The following is a 14,428-nucleotide window of genomic DNA, read 5'->3' as shown; positions in this document are numbered from 1 at the left end:
CACCTCTATTTATATCCTTACTCGTATCATACCGAAAATTTGTTCGGTTGGCTATTGGAGAACGAGAAAAACGCTTCAAAAGTGTGGTGGCTTTTGAAACGTTTAAGTTTAATATATTTCTATTAAGTTAGGCTTTGCATTTTCAGCATGTAATCTGCGGGTTGTTTTTATTCCACCAAATGAAATACAGGGTTATGTTTTATTTTGGCTCTTTTCTCAAAGATTGTTGCTATCTTGACCGAAGTAGGATCTAACGCCTGTATGTAGAACTTTTGCAGGTTAATTTAAATAAATCGTAAACTAATAAATTGAGAAGACGTACTATAATTAATACGTCTTTGGTTATTTACACAAAAATGTCCTTTTCTAATTGCCATTTTAACATATCATCTACTACTCCAATTTTTTTCATCTTTAGCTTTTCTAACACTCTAGTTGATGAGAAATTATCAACCAAGCATTCAGCAATTACTTTATTTACATTCTTAAATGAAAACGCCCATTTTATAATTTCGTTTACTGCCTCTGTTGCGTATCCTTTATTTTGTGCTGAAGGTATAATTCCATATCCTACTTCAACTGTGTTTTCTGAATTTGGTTTACCTTTAAATCCAATATCACCAATAATTGAGTTTGTTTCTTTATTGATAACCAGCCATACACCCCAACCAGAAAGGGTAGAATCTTCTTTTAGTTCCTCTAAATACTGAATGATGTGAGGACCAATTTCGTATTCTTCCCTTGAAAAATTTGATAATGATTGTTCTGTACAAGGAATAATTTTAGGCCGTTGTGTTTGCAAATTCATCTTTGTTCTCCTTTTTATATAATTTTGGCTGTAGCATCAAATATTGATGCTACATAAATCATTTGGGTTAACATAAAATAGCTACGCATCATTATTGATTTGCCAACATCTTCTTTAAGAGACTTTAAGAAAACTAAAAAAACATCCCAAGTAATAAATCACTAAATAAAGCAACCTCTGCATAAAGTAAATAAACTTAATTATAAGAAATGGAGGTAGCTGTATGAACGTTCGTGACGAATTTTCGCCAAACCAACATCCATCCACCAAACCTTGCCCGAACCCATACTGCAATAATCCGAATTGTACTTGTGGAGATCATTGTAACTGTACTCCTGATAAACATTGCGGCGAAAACAAAACACCACCAACAAACATGGCTCTCACTTGTCAGAACCCTCATTGCCAAAATCCGAATTGTTCTTGTGGCGATCAATGTAATTGTACCCCTGATAAACATTGTGCAGAATACAAAACACCACTAACAAACATGGCTCTCACTTGTCAGAACCCTCATTGCCAAAATCCGAATTGTACTTGTGGAGATCATTGTAACTGTACTCCTGATAAACATTGCGGCGAAAACAAAACACCACCAACAAACATGGCTCTCACTTGTCAGAACCCTCATTGCCAAAATCCGAATTGTTCTTGTGGCGATCAATGTAATTGTACCCCTGATAAACATTGTGCAGAATACATAACAAATCCAATAAACATAGTCCTCTCGAAATTCATAGATGAACTTCCCATCCCCCCTGTTTTAAAACCTCGTAGGAAAGATCATTTATACACTTATTATAAGGTGAATATGACGCAATTTAAGCAATCTCTCCATAGTGAGTTACCTGATACAACCGTTTGGGGATATGAAGGTAGCTACCCTGGACCTACATTTGAAGTAGAAAGTGGAGAAAGAGTATATATTAAATGGTCGAACAATCTCCCCCCTACACATCTTTTGCCTATAGATCATACGGTACATGGTGCTCATACGGATGTACCTGATGTAAGAACAGTTGTACATGTACACGGTGCTAGCGTTGAATCAGATAGCGATGGATATCCAGAGGCTTGGTTTACAAAAGGATTTGAGCAGGTGGGTCCATATTTTAGAAAAAAAGTGTATCAATATGATAATAATATGCGAGCTTGTACTCTCTGGTATCATGATCATACGCTAGGCATCACGAGGCTCAATGTGTATGCTGGATTGGCAGGGTTCTATCTTATCAGAGATCAGCGAGAACGATTATTGAATCTACCAAATGGAAAGTATGAGATTCCTCTTATCATACAAGACAAAACTTTTAATAAGGATGGGTCTCTTTATTACCCGACGCAACCAAGAAAACCTGTCCCAGAATTGGAGACTTCAATCGTTCCTGAATTTATAGGGGATACCATCTTGGTGAATGGCAAAGTAAGGCCATACCTAAACGTCGAACCACGTAAATATCGATTTAGGCTACTAAACGGGTCTAACAGCCGTTTCTATAATATCAAACTGGATTCGGGTCAACTTATATATCAAATCGGAACAGATGGCGGATTGATGGCATATCCAATTGGTGTCAGAGAAATTATGTTGTCTCCTGCAGAACGTGCAGATGTAATCATTGATTTTAGCAATCTGGAGGGCAAGAATGTAATTATGATAAATGATGCCCCTACCCCTTTTCCAAGCGGGGTTCCGGTAGATGAAAATACAGGTATAGTGATGCAGTTCCAAGTGACGCTCCCGCTCTCCTGTATTGATACAAGTGTGATTCCTGCTAATCTGGTTCCGCTACCAAAAATAAACGAACAGGCAGCCTCAAAGAAACGATATCTATATTTTAATATGAATACAGATAAATTTGGTCGTCCATTAATGTTATTGGAAAATAAACATTGGGATGACCCGATAACTGAAAATCCCAAATTGGGAGCAACAGAAATATGGTATCTCATTAACGCTTCTCCGGATTCACACCCGATGCATCTTCACTTAATTCATTTTCAAATAATAGACCGAAGAGATTTTGATGTCGAAAAGTTTAACAAGGAAGGAATCATCCAGTATACAGGGCCGTCGATCCCTCCAGAATCACAAGAACGAGGATGGAAAGATACCGTTCGAGCTAATCCTTACCAAGTAACTCGAATAATTATGAAATTTGGTCCTTATACAGGATTGTACGTATGGCACTGTCATGTATTGGAGCACGAGGATTATGAAATGATGAGACCGTATATTGTTATCAAGTAAAAATACTTTAAAACTTATAGTCTGAAATAAAGATTCTTACGTCAAATGTTGGGGTGCTGTAAATCACCATCACCTTATCCTAAATGAATCCCGATATTTTTATATTTCAAATTTAACAAATTTTTTGATTGGAAGTGATCGAAGCGCTTGAAGCCATATGCATTGCGTTTCATCACTTTTGTTTTATGTTCTATAATGCACTTTTCCTGCTAAAAATTAAAGTCTAATATTTGATAGTATTTTAATTTGGTTCATTTAGTTGTACACAGCTTTATTCAATTAATCTGCTCCATTACTTTCAGTACATTTCTTCACAATCTTGCGTGCAATTCTGTTGTCTCATAACAAAAGCCACCAATTTGTCGGCAGCCGTTTTTTGAAACTTCTGTATTTTTCTTTTCCACCAGTATGGTAAACCTAATCAAATCAAAGAACAGCTAAACCTTGCGACCCAAAGTAAGGAAAGTTAGTCCAGGCAGCAACCTGTATTCCTATTAGACTACCATCATCTTGGATATTAAATACTGACACTGTTCCCTGGTTTCCGTTAAGTGTGTAAAAATGTCTTCCATCTTTACTGATTCCAACATCCATAGGAAGACCTTGCGCTGTACCTGGTGGTGTACTGGTATTATGTCTTACCACCGATAATGCTCCATTGTTATCGATTCGATAGGTGGAGATGGTGCCGCTTAAGGTGTTGGTAATGTATGCAAAACGTTCATCCCTCGTTGATACAACCCAACAAGCAGTCCTATATCCGTTTCGTACAGAGCCGCTGATCACTTGAAGGATTCCATCGTTGCTCAATGAATAAGAAGACAACGCATTTGAAACTGCTTCTGTAACTAAGAGGGTTCCAGAGGATAGAAAATAAGCGCCCAATGGTCCTTGGCCGTAAGAATCATTAACAATCGGGCCTGTAACCGTACCATTTTTATTTACATTGAATACACTGAGATGATTTGATGTAAACTCGGACACAACAATTTTACTGCCATCTGGACTAAAGAGAACCTGCGCCGGCTGAGCATTGAAAGTACTTAGAGAATGAGTGGATCCTGGAATAACAGTAAGACGTCCGTTATCATCTATGTGAAAACCAGTGATATTTGATGCAAAATTGTTTTCGGCATGACCTACATTGGAGACATAGAGAAGATTACCAAATATATTTACGCTATTGGGCTGAGCGCCCCCCGATGGCTTCACATCAGCGAGAACAGGTATTCCACTATCAGTTATGATGAAACTACTGACACTATGACTGCCTGCGTTAACTGCAAGTAGGAAACGCCCATCACGGGACAAAGTAAGGGCGCCCTGTGACGTTAAGGGGTCGATGCCATTTCTTACTATTGCATTGGAAACTTCCTTTGTACCGGTACCTCTACCATTAGTTGAGAAGGAACCCGCAAAGGTCAGCATTCCATTCATGTCCATGTAAAAGGCAATGATTTGATTCATTACTTCATTATTGGTCATCATGTACACCATACGCGCACGATTATTATTGTTCATTAACTGCATTTTATGACTCCCCTCCTTCTATAATTTTATATGTTTCTTGTGTCATTTAAATTCCTCCGAGTGGAAGTAAATGAGTCTATAAAGTGTCATTCATTTATCCCAATAACCGGCTTCAAAAAGAAAAAAGAGCTGCCCTAGCAACTCAATGATCTTCAAGTAAGGCACCCCGTTTGTTTAAGTACATTTATTCGCAAACTTATTTGTTGATTAATAAAAAATCCTTGCAATAGAGGAAACACCTTTGATTGGATGATTATATTTCTTGTGTACAACTATTTAAAATCTTTTCTATATAATCTGAAAGAATAAATTGAACCGACTAAAAATAGAATCCCTTAGAAAGCGCCAATTATTATTCAGCTTTTTTCACCATAAAGCAAACGAGCATACATGGTTCACTGCTATTATTAACGCACCAGTGCTCTTCGCCAGCGGGGATTAGTGTTGCATCTCCAGCCTTTTCCACACTGTATTCACCATTACAGTATGTTTCTATTTCTCCATTGAAAATATAAGAATACTCATCTTCATCATGACAGCTCATGCCTACAGTAGGAATTCGTTCGCCAGGTATTAGAGAAATAACACTCATGCTCACTTCTTGAAAATTCCCCTGTTTTGTAAAAAGTTTCTTCATTTCATAAATTGGCATGCCAATGGGCTCGACTTGATTACTATTAATTTTTTCCATTTCATTTTACCACTTATTCTTTTTCGAGTTTTGGATCCAGGAAGTCTCGTAGACCATCCCCTACGAAGTTAGCACCTATAGAAATAGAGAAAATTGCTAACCCTGGGAAGGTAGATACCCACCAATTTTGAATAACCTTTGCCCCATCCGATACCATTGAACCCCACTCAGGTGTAGGTGGCTGTGTTCCTAGTCCAAGGAAGCTTAATCCAGAAAACATCAAGATTGCATTCCCCAGGTCAAGTGTTGCCATAACCAATAATGGACCAAAGCTATTAGGTAAAATTTCTAAAAATAGAACTCGAATATGTGAAGCACCCATCACGCGAGAAGCAGTAACATACTCGCTTTCTTTTAAGGAGATCACCATTGAACGCATTAATCTGGCATAATTTGGCCACCATATAATGGCCATTGCAATTACTGAGTTTATGATACTTGGACCAAGTGCTGCTGCGATTACCATCGCTAAAATTAGTGGTGGAAATGCCATAATAAGCTCTGAGAAACGCATCATTACTTCGTCCACTTTCCCACCTTTATATCCTGCTATTCCCCCAAAGAAAATACCAAAAGAAAAGGCAATTATCACGGTAATAATACCTGCTGATAAAGAAATTCTAGAGCCATACATAACACGTGAGAATACATCACGCCCCAACTCATCGGTACCAAAGAAATGTGAAAAGCTTGGTGGCTGGTATCGAATGGATAAATCTTGTGCAGTTGTACTATGTGTAGCGATTAATGGTGCAAAAATGACAACGATAATCCAAAATGCACAAATGAATAATCCCAGTTTAAAAAGAAATCCTTTTTGAGAGATAAAATAGCTAAATTTCCTCATTATTTATACCTCACCCTCGGATCAATAATCCCATAAAGGATATCAATTAATAGATTAATAACAACATAAATAAAAGCAATTAATAATGAGACGCCGCATATAGCTGGGAAATCGAGTGAAACGGCAGATAGGTAGGCATATTGTCCAATTCCTGGCCAAGCAAAAATATTCTCAACTAGCACCATTCCACCTAGTAAATTACAAAATCCTATTCCAGCTACTGTAATGACTGGTATCATTGCATTGGAAATCGCATGTTTAACGATAATCCCAGATTCCTTCAGACCCTTAGAACGAGCTGTACGTATATAATCCATTGACAACACTTCAAGCAAATTAGATCTTGTTTGACGAGCAATTAATCCCATAGTAAAGAATCCTAACACCGTTGCTGGCAGAATCAAGTGCATAGCCACATCACCGAATGATTGAAAATTCCCACTAATAAGTGAATCTAGTAGAAGTAATCCTGTTCCCCCTTCAGGAGTTGTTGCTCGTGCATCAATTCGTCCAGGTCCAGGCGTAATGCCTAAAACTGAAGAAAAAATATTGAGCATGATTAAAGCAAACCAAAAGCTTGGTATAGATACCCCACTAATAGAAACAGTACGAATGATATGATCAATAGCCTTATTTCTGAATATGGCAGAGATTGTTCCAAATAGAATACCTAATACTAAAGCAATCACCATCGCTACTATCGATAATTCCAATGTTGCTGGGAAGAATTGCATTAAATCATCAAACACAGGTCTACCTGTTCGTATTGATGTACCCAAATCACCAGTCAATAAGTGTTGGAAGTACAGAAGTAATTGACTAAAAAGCGACTGATCTAGTCCCCACTTCTCTTTAAAAGCAGCAACAATTTCAGGATTATTCAATGCACTTTGGCTCAAATTCGCAGCAACCGGATCACTTGGTACTAAATGCGAAAGAATAAAAACGAAAAGTGCCACACCAAATAATAAGAAAAGCAGAAACAATAGACGCCGAGCAATAAATCTAAGCAATTTGGATCACACTCCCAACTAAAATACAACTTCCTAGTAAATCTCAATAAATAGCTAAAGTAGATAGATAGTTACCTACCTACGTATAGCTGCTTGATTGTAAAAAATTATTTTGAAAGCTTTAATTCATTTAATCGTAATTTATAAAGGTCGTTATAAGTAACACCTTCAAGGTTGGCACCTACAGCAAATGATTTAGGGTGTTGTACTAAGAATGCATAAGGACTATTCTCAGCAATTATTTCCTGCATTTTCCCAGAAATTTCTGCGCGTTTTGTATCATCAATTTCCACTTTCGCTTGTTCAGATAAACTTACTAATTCAGCATTAGCTTTAGGTTGCCAGTTCGCACGTTTTCCTACAGTATCGCCTGGAATAAATACTAATTGGTTGCTTAGATCATAGTAGTCAGGTGACCAGTGCATAACTAGGAATGGCGTTTTCCCATTTCTATAGTCTTCGATAACAACCCCAACATCTCCAGTTTGAATTTCCACATTAATATTAATTTTCGCAAGATCTTCTTTTACTTTTTCAGCAATTGTTACCCATGAAAGTCCTTCTGAATCATAATTAGCAGCTGTTAGAGGTACTGTAAAGCCTTTTTCATACCCTGCCTTTTTCATCAAATCCTTTGCCTTTTCTAAGTTTTGATAATTATCTGGTCTAGATTTTGCACCAACAAAACCATCTTGAACAAATGACATTGGTAATAGTGCGCCATCGCCTGCTAATTGCTGGAAGCCTTTATAGTCAAGTGCGTAACGAACAGCTTTCTGAACAAGTGGATCCGCCATTTCTTTTCCTATTTCAGTACTATTATTCATTAGTAAGAATGAAATTGTAGAAGTTGGTGAAGATACAACCTTTGAATTTCCACCCTCTTTGATGTTTTTCACCTGGTCAGGTCCAACGCTTAATGCTACGTCAATTTCACCTTTTTCAAGTGCTTGAATTTGTGTATTTGGATCCGGAATTTCTTTGATGATAATCTTACTCGCATTCACAGTACCCGTATAATACGGATTCTTTTCAAGAACCATCTCTGTATTTGGAGTCCACTTCTTCAATACATAAGGACCGCTGCCTGCTGATGTCCCATCAAGGTGAGTAGTTGCTGCATCAGTTGTACTTGCATCTTCGGCATCTGATCCACCTTGTTCCTTCACAACTTTGCTATCTACAACTGCAAAGGCATTATTTGTAAGTTTCGAAAGAAATGATGCATCTTTTTCCTTAAGTTTGACGACAACAGTCTTGTCATCTGACGCTTCCACGTTGGCAACTCCGTTTGCAAGAGCAGAAGCATTATCTTTTAAATTTATTGTACGATTAAAACTAAATACAACATCCTCTGCAGTTACAGCATTACCACTCGAAAATTTACGACCCTCGTCTAGCTTAAATGTATACACAAGTCCAGATTCATCTACCGTATATTCTTTTGCAAGGGCTGGCTTTGGTGTAAGTTCTGACCCTTCCAACATGTATAAATTCTCATATGTTGCATAGAAATAGAAATTCCCAAACACTTCATAAGCACGAGCAGGATCCAAGGTTTTCCAGTCAGAAGCAACCCCAACAACAATTGTATCCGTGCTAGATGTACCTCCAGATTCTTTTGTTTTTTCTTCGTCATTGCTACAGGCGAAAAGTGATAGAACCAATACCAATAAGATAGACAGTAAAGAAATTTTTTTTATCATCTAAGTTCTCCTTTTATAAAAAATTTTATAGTATTACTTTTTATGCAAATGACATGCTGCAAAGTGCTTACTACCTGTTTGAATAAAGTCAGGCTCCTGTGTTTTGCAAATATCCATTGCTACAGGGCATCTTGTATGGAACCGACATCCGGCAGGCGGATTAGATGGACTTGGAACATCCCCTGTAAGAATAATCTTCTCTCGATGTTCATCGATAATATCTGGAACAGAGGAGAGGAGCGACTTTGTGTACGGATGTTGCGTTTTTTCATATAGTTCATCACGAGTAGTCAATTCAACAATTTTACCTAAATACATAACTGCGACTCGGTCACTAATATGGTGAACCACGCTTAGATCATGTGAGATAAATAGATAAGTAAGGTTCAATTGTTTCTGTAAGTCCTCTAGTAAGTTAATTACCTGTGCTTGAATTGACACATCTAAAGCTGAGACAGGTTCGTCACACACTATAAGATCTGGATCTAGTGCCAATGCTCTAGCAATTCCAACCCTTTGTTTCTGACCTCCTGACATTTCATGAGGAAATCTATCGAGGAAACGACTTGCTAGACCAACCATATCCATTAGTTCTTTAATTTTCGCTTCACCATTTTGTATTCTATGAATTTTGAATGGCTCTAATAAAATTTGCTTAATGGTTCTCCGTGGATTTAAGCAAGCAGATGGATCTTGAAAAATCAGTTGTGCCTTTTTAGCAAAATTTTTCCGTTTTGATTTTGAGAAATTTGTAATATCCTCCCCATTAAATAAAATTTTAGATCCCTGATCAGGTGTATATAGACCAAGTAGCGTCCTACCTAGTGTACTTTTACCACATCCACTTTCACCGACAAGACTAAATGTTTCACCCTTTTTTATCTTAAAAGAAACATCATCTACTGCTCTAAGTAAGCCTTTTTTTCCATCAGGGCTTTTAATTTGAAAGGTCTTTTTTAAGTGTGAAACCTCTAAAATGTTTTCTGTGCCATTGTGGATTGATACCGCAGCAATACTATTTGAATTATTTTGTAGCATTTACATCATCACTCTTTTCAGATCCGTCATAAATATAGCATTTTACTTCACGACCATCTTCTAGCTGAAATAATGGTGGAGCTTCCAATTTGCATTTCACTGTTGCATATTTACAACGAGGATGAAAACTGCACCCACTTGGCATATTCAACGCATCAGGGACAGTGCCTTCAATCGCTTCAAGTCTTTCCACTTTACTAGAGATTTTAGGTATAGCATTAAGTAATCCTCTTGTATACGGATGAAGAGGATCAGCAAATACTAACTCAGTTGGACTTTTTTCAACAATTTGGCCAGTGTACATGACTACTACTTTCTCACACATTTCTTTCACGACACCCAAATCATGGGTGATCATAATAATACTCATATCTCTCTTTTTCTTCAGACTGTTCATTAAATCTAGAATTTGCGCTTGAATAGTAACATCTAATGCAGTTGTAGGCTCATCGGCAATTAATAGTTTGGTATTACAAGCTAAAGCTATGGCAATCATAATTCTTTGTCGCATACCACCAGACATTTGATGTGGATATTCATGAAATCGCTGCTCAGGAGAAGGGATTCCTACCATTCTTAGTAAGTCAATTGCATGATTTTTTGCCTCTTTTTTACTTACATCTTTTTGGTGAATCAAGATTGGTTCCATAATTTGCTTGCCACAAGTATGTAAAGGATTAAGTGAAGTCATCGGCTCTTGAAATATCATTGATATAGAATTCCCTCTAATTTTCCGCATTTCATTAGGTGAAAGTTTTAACAAATCTAAACCTTCAAAATCAATATTTCCAGTGATTTCAGTATTAGCATTTTGTAAAAGTCCCATTATAGTAAGGGAGGTAACACTTTTGCCACTACCACTTTCACCAACGATTCCTAATGAACTACCCTTCGCTAGTTCAAAGTTTAAATTATCTACTGCTTTGACAACACCCTGGCGTGACTTGAATTTAATCGTCAAATCCTCAACTCTTAGAAATGTCATCCGTTTCACCTCTTTCAAAAGTATTGTTAAAAATGATTGCTAAAGAATAGAGATACTACAGAAATAAATAGACTTATAATTCAGAAAACTTAACATACTAATCTATATCACAAAATTTGGCTTGAGGAACATTCAATTAACTATTGCTCGCAATCTTCCTTTAATTTTCGCCAAGTCACTTGGATTGCTAAATGGATCCGTTCTGAAATTCTAACAACCACCGAGGAAATCAAATCTTAAAATCATTGGGTAGATCTTCCTTTTATTTGTTCACGGAAATCTTAAAGCTCTATGTGTTTAATTTATGAAATTTATTTGTTTAGTTAAAAATAACTGGAGTGATTACGGAAAGTAATATAGTTTCTTGATTTATAGGATTTTCCCATATATGAGGAAGACTTGAAGGGAAATGTATTGCTTCTCCTTCACGCAAATAATATTCCTTCTGGTCAACAGTGAATAATACAGCCCCTTTTAGAACGTAATAAAACTCTTCACCCGGATGTTTAAATAGTTCGTTTTCTTTTTGGTGAGGCTTTATTGTTACGAGAAATGGTTCTATTTTTCTATCTGTAAAATTATTGCTTAGCCTAACATAAGTAGAATCAGAACTTTCTATTTTAAAAGGTTTTTGATCTTGCTTTTTCACTGCGTAATTTAGATTTTCTGTCTCTTCGAAGAAATGAATCATCTTCACTCCAAACGCGTCAGCAATTCTTTTTAATGATGTGATAGCTAGTGATGATGTTCCTCTCTCAATTTGGGATAAGAAACTAACAGACAAATCAGTCTTTTCGCTCAATTCCTTTAAAGTCAAACCTTGTTCAAATCTTAATTGCTTTATTTTTTGAAAAATTTCTTCCATAACTTAAATCCTTTCTCTTAACAGTGGAATAATTACTGTATAACTGTAATCTATTATGATTTTACCTAAAATATTCTTAACATTCATAATATAATGTTATTTTAAGATACCTTTGTTATATAGAGTCACTCTTCTTTTAAATTGGTTAATGACAGATTTAAAACGCATCCTAGGATGCGTTTCAGATTGTCATTTTATTGCCTAATACAAGTATCCTACAAGGAGGTGCTGCTCGTATTAAATGCATTGTCCGAATGGATCTTACACTATAAATTTGATAGGTGATGTATAAATATTAGTATTACTGTAAAAGATTCTTTGTTTTAAATAAATAATATGCAATCGGAAGCACCAGGAATGTTTAGTGGCCTCTCCTTTTTTTGACGGCCATATCCTATCAAACTAGAACTAATAATCGGATAGCCAAAAACGGTCAAACTTTTTAAAAATATAATTCAGTGTCAGGAACCCAAGCTATTCCGAATAGTATTGGTTCCTGGTACCTTCACATTGCTAAAAAAGAAGTCAACCAAGATTTGACCTGGCTGACTTCTTTTCTCTGAACAGTGTCTCGCTTCTGTTTCCTAAAGAAACAAATATGGATTTCTTTTTATAATAATAAGCACTTATTTTAAAGCTTAAACTGACGAACTAACTCATTTAGCTCATTTGCTAAGTTGGCTAGTTTCTCTGATCCCACTGCCACTTCGTCCATCGAGCTACTTGATTGTTCGCTTGTTGCAGCAGTTTCTTCGACGCCAGCTGCTGACTCTTCGGAAATTGCTGCAATTTCCACAATCGAACTATTCAACTCTTGGCTGTTTACTGCAATATCTGATAAATTCTCAGCAATTATTTTAATATTCCCCACCATTTCTGTTACTGCATCGGTAATTACATCTAAAGTATCACTTGTCGTTTTAATATGGCGTGTTCCTTGTTCAACTTCAATGTAGCTGCTTTGAAGAGATTCGGATACATCGGATGACTCTCTTTGAATATTGAAAACAATACCTGTGATATCCGTTACTGAAACAGATACTTGTTCCGCGAGTTTTCTTACTTCATCTGCAACAACAGCAAACCCTTTTCCATGTTCTCCAGCTCTTGCAGCTTCAATCGCTGCATTTAATGCTAAGAGGTTCGTTTGCGTTGCGACTTCTTGAATAACAGAAACTAACTTGGAAATTTCTTGCGTCTGATTGTCGAGGTGATCCATCTTTCTAACAGCTTCTTGAACAATTTCTTCGATTTTCTTCATTTGGTTCTCTGAAGACGCCATCATTTGTTGTCCATCATTTGTCAGTCCAAGCACTTCTATAGAGGATGTTTGAATGAGCCCTCCTTTTTCACTCATTTCCTTTGCTTTTGTAGCAAAAACTCCCATCGTATTAGCGAGATTACTAGCATTGTCTGCTTGTTTTTCCGTTCCGGATGTAATTTCTTGCATCGTCCTGGAAATTAGTTCCGATCCTATTTTTACTTCTATTGCTGAATGGGTTAATTCTTCACTTTGTGCTGAAACGCTGGAAGAAGCGTCAGCAACTTGTTGAAGTGTATCATGAAGTGTGTTTTTCATAACTTGCATCGCTTCCGTTAATTGACCAATTTCATCATTGCGGTTACTTTCTCTTATTGCAACTGTTAAATCACCTTTAGAGAGTTCCCTCATCAATCCAGCAATATGTTTAATTGGATTCGAAATTGTTTTACTGAACTTAATAGATATAAACAGCACAGCCAACAAAGTTCCGACTGTAATAAATAGTGCGATCAACACAATTTGTTGCTTCGTTTTCTGAATAACAGATATGTCTTGGTTTATGCCGATGGCGCCAATAATCTCACTTTGCGTCGGATCATACATCGGGATATAGGAATTCAGATATTCATCATTACTTTCGGAGATTGTTTCCCCATTCTCAACAGAAGATAAAATTGAAGCATGATTAATGGACTTCCCAACGTTTTCCTCTTCGGAAGAGACAACAATTGTTCCGCTTCTATCATATAAATCGATTGTCACGCCTTGCAACATCTCGTTCAATTCCTTTAGAAAAGTATCGTCAACACCTGTTTGTAGGGTCCCAATCACTTTATTGTTGTAGATTACCGGTGCAAACGCACGTACGGAAAGACCACTAGCACCAAATTCAAAACCGGAAATCGATTGGCCATCTAACGCAGATTGAATCGCTGAAAGTCCGCTCTTGTCATCTCCATGCTTTTCTGGATTATGCCCACGTAACGACACAATGCCCGAAGTATTTCCAAATTCAAATACATTTAGTCCATGTTCCGCCTGGAGACGAGAGTAGATTTCCTCCACCTCTTGTAGTAGTTCATCACGCTTTTCTGATTGAAAAGCTAAGACAAGTTCTTCATCTGTAGCGTAAATCGATGTAATCTCAAGTAGGGCTTCGGAAGCCTTGTTAAATTGCGTTTGAATTGTATGCTCTATCTCTTCCTGCTGATTCGTAATCAGTTTTGTAAATCCTTGTTCCACTGCATAATAAATCACGAGAACCGTAATTATTAATGGAATAATCGTTAACGATAAAAAGATTACGAGCAACTTTTTGTTTAAGCTGTCTGGATTAAAGGCTGTTTTCATTTCAAAATCCCTTTCATATCTAGGTGCATGACATCTATGTTCAAGGCTTCAAATCAATAGGTGATTCTTCTAGCTTCCCA

Annotated in this window: 11 protein-coding genes; 1 reads left to right on the top strand and 10 read right to left on the bottom strand. The window is 36.9% G+C overall.

All coding sequences use genetic code 11. The features are described from left to right. Nucleotides 1-346: 346 nt before the first annotated feature. Nucleotides 347-808: a GNAT family N-acetyltransferase gene (locus AC3IS5_RS09585; protein ID WP_489427598.1), complete on the bottom strand. Its 462-nt coding sequence runs from the start codon at nucleotides 806-808 to the stop codon at nucleotides 347-349. Nucleotides 809-1,526: 718 nt separating this feature from the next. Between AC3IS5_RS09585 and AC3IS5_RS09580 the strand changes: the two genes are divergently transcribed. Continuing rightward, a complete protein-coding gene (locus AC3IS5_RS09580) occupies nucleotides 1,527-3,059 on the top strand; it encodes a multicopper oxidase family protein (protein ID WP_489427851.1) in 1,533 nt (510 codons plus the stop codon). A gap of 426 nt (nucleotides 3,060-3,485) precedes the next feature. Here the strand turns inward: AC3IS5_RS09580 and AC3IS5_RS09575 are convergent, their stop codons facing one another. The 9 genes from AC3IS5_RS09575 to AC3IS5_RS09535 all read right to left on the bottom strand — a co-directional run bounded on the left by AC3IS5_RS09575 (nucleotide 3,486) and on the right by AC3IS5_RS09535 (nucleotide 14,348). After that, complete coding sequence (locus AC3IS5_RS09575) at nucleotides 3,486-4,589, bottom strand: lactonase family protein (protein ID WP_489427597.1); 1,104 nt, start codon at nucleotides 4,587-4,589, stop codon at nucleotides 3,486-3,488. A 352-nt stretch (nucleotides 4,590-4,941) separates the two neighbouring features. After that, entirely contained in the window at nucleotides 4,942-5,280 is a 339-nt protein-coding gene (locus AC3IS5_RS09570) for a cupin domain-containing protein (protein ID WP_489427596.1), read from the bottom strand. A gap of 13 nt (nucleotides 5,281-5,293) precedes the next feature. After that, nucleotides 5,294-6,127, bottom strand: a complete 834-nt coding sequence (locus tag AC3IS5_RS09565) for an ABC transporter permease (RefSeq protein WP_489427595.1) — start codon at nucleotides 6,125-6,127, stop codon at nucleotides 5,294-5,296. Further along, a complete protein-coding gene (locus tag AC3IS5_RS09560; RefSeq protein ID WP_489427594.1) occupies nucleotides 6,127-7,140 on the bottom strand; it encodes an ABC transporter permease in 1,014 nt (337 codons plus the stop codon). Before AC3IS5_RS09560 ends, AC3IS5_RS09565 begins: the two co-directional genes overlap by 1 nt. A gap of 107 nt (nucleotides 7,141-7,247) precedes the next feature. Further along, nucleotides 7,248-8,846, bottom strand: coding sequence for an ABC transporter substrate-binding protein (locus tag AC3IS5_RS09555; RefSeq protein WP_489427593.1), 1,599 nt, complete (start codon nucleotides 8,844-8,846; stop codon nucleotides 7,248-7,250). A 33-nt stretch (nucleotides 8,847-8,879) separates the two neighbouring features. After that, entirely contained in the window at nucleotides 8,880-9,884 is a 1,005-nt protein-coding gene (locus AC3IS5_RS09550) for an ABC transporter ATP-binding protein (protein ID WP_489427592.1), read from the bottom strand. Next, nucleotides 9,871-10,869, bottom strand: a complete 999-nt coding sequence (locus AC3IS5_RS09545; RefSeq protein WP_489427591.1) for an ABC transporter ATP-binding protein — start codon at nucleotides 10,867-10,869, stop codon at nucleotides 9,871-9,873. Before AC3IS5_RS09545 ends, AC3IS5_RS09550 begins: the two co-directional genes overlap by 14 nt. Before the next feature lie 319 nt (nucleotides 10,870-11,188). Then, the gene (locus AC3IS5_RS09540; protein ID WP_489427590.1) at nucleotides 11,189-11,734 is read right to left on the bottom strand and encodes a helix-turn-helix domain-containing protein; all 546 of its coding nucleotides are present in this window, start codon (nucleotides 11,732-11,734) and stop codon (nucleotides 11,189-11,191) included. A gap of 631 nt (nucleotides 11,735-12,365) precedes the next feature. Beyond that, a complete protein-coding gene (locus AC3IS5_RS09535; protein ID WP_489427589.1) occupies nucleotides 12,366-14,348 on the bottom strand; it encodes a methyl-accepting chemotaxis protein in 1,983 nt (660 codons plus the stop codon). Between the last annotated feature and the right edge of the window lie 80 nt (nucleotides 14,349-14,428).

The organism is Viridibacillus sp. KH_047 (genome assembly GCF_057838945.1).
The sequence above is the reverse complement of the archived record's forward strand: the minus strand, read 5'-3'. Positions and strand labels throughout refer to the sequence as shown.

What these genes read in the sequence shown, in the direction of transcription:
- AC3IS5_RS09585 (WP_489427598.1), bottom strand. Translation starts at nt 808, where the DNA reads ATGAATTTGCAAACACAACGGCCTAAAATTATTCCTTGTACAGAACAA.
- AC3IS5_RS09575 (WP_489427597.1), bottom strand. Translation starts at nt 4,589, where the DNA reads ATGCAGTTAATGAACAATAATAATCGTGCGCGTATGGTGTACATGATG.
- AC3IS5_RS09570 (WP_489427596.1), bottom strand. Translation starts at nt 5,280, where the DNA reads ATGGAAAAAATTAATAGTAATCAAGTCGAGCCCATTGGCATGCCAATT.
- AC3IS5_RS09565 (WP_489427595.1), bottom strand. Translation starts at nt 6,127, where the DNA reads ATGAGGAAATTTAGCTATTTTATCTCTCAAAAAGGATTTCTTTTTAAA.
- AC3IS5_RS09555 (WP_489427593.1), bottom strand. Translation starts at nt 8,846, where the DNA reads ATGATAAAAAAAATTTCTTTACTGTCTATCTTATTGGTATTGGTTCTA.
- AC3IS5_RS09550 (WP_489427592.1), bottom strand. Translation starts at nt 9,884, where the DNA reads ATGCTACAAAATAATTCAAATAGTATTGCTGCGGTATCAATCCACAAT.
- AC3IS5_RS09545 (WP_489427591.1), bottom strand. Translation starts at nt 10,869, where the DNA reads ATGACATTTCTAAGAGTTGAGGATTTGACGATTAAATTCAAGTCACGC.
- AC3IS5_RS09540 (WP_489427590.1), bottom strand. Translation starts at nt 11,734, where the DNA reads ATGGAAGAAATTTTTCAAAAAATAAAGCAATTAAGATTTGAACAAGGT.
- AC3IS5_RS09535 (WP_489427589.1), bottom strand. Translation starts at nt 14,348, where the DNA reads ATGAAAACAGCCTTTAATCCAGACAGCTTAAACAAAAAGTTGCTCGTA.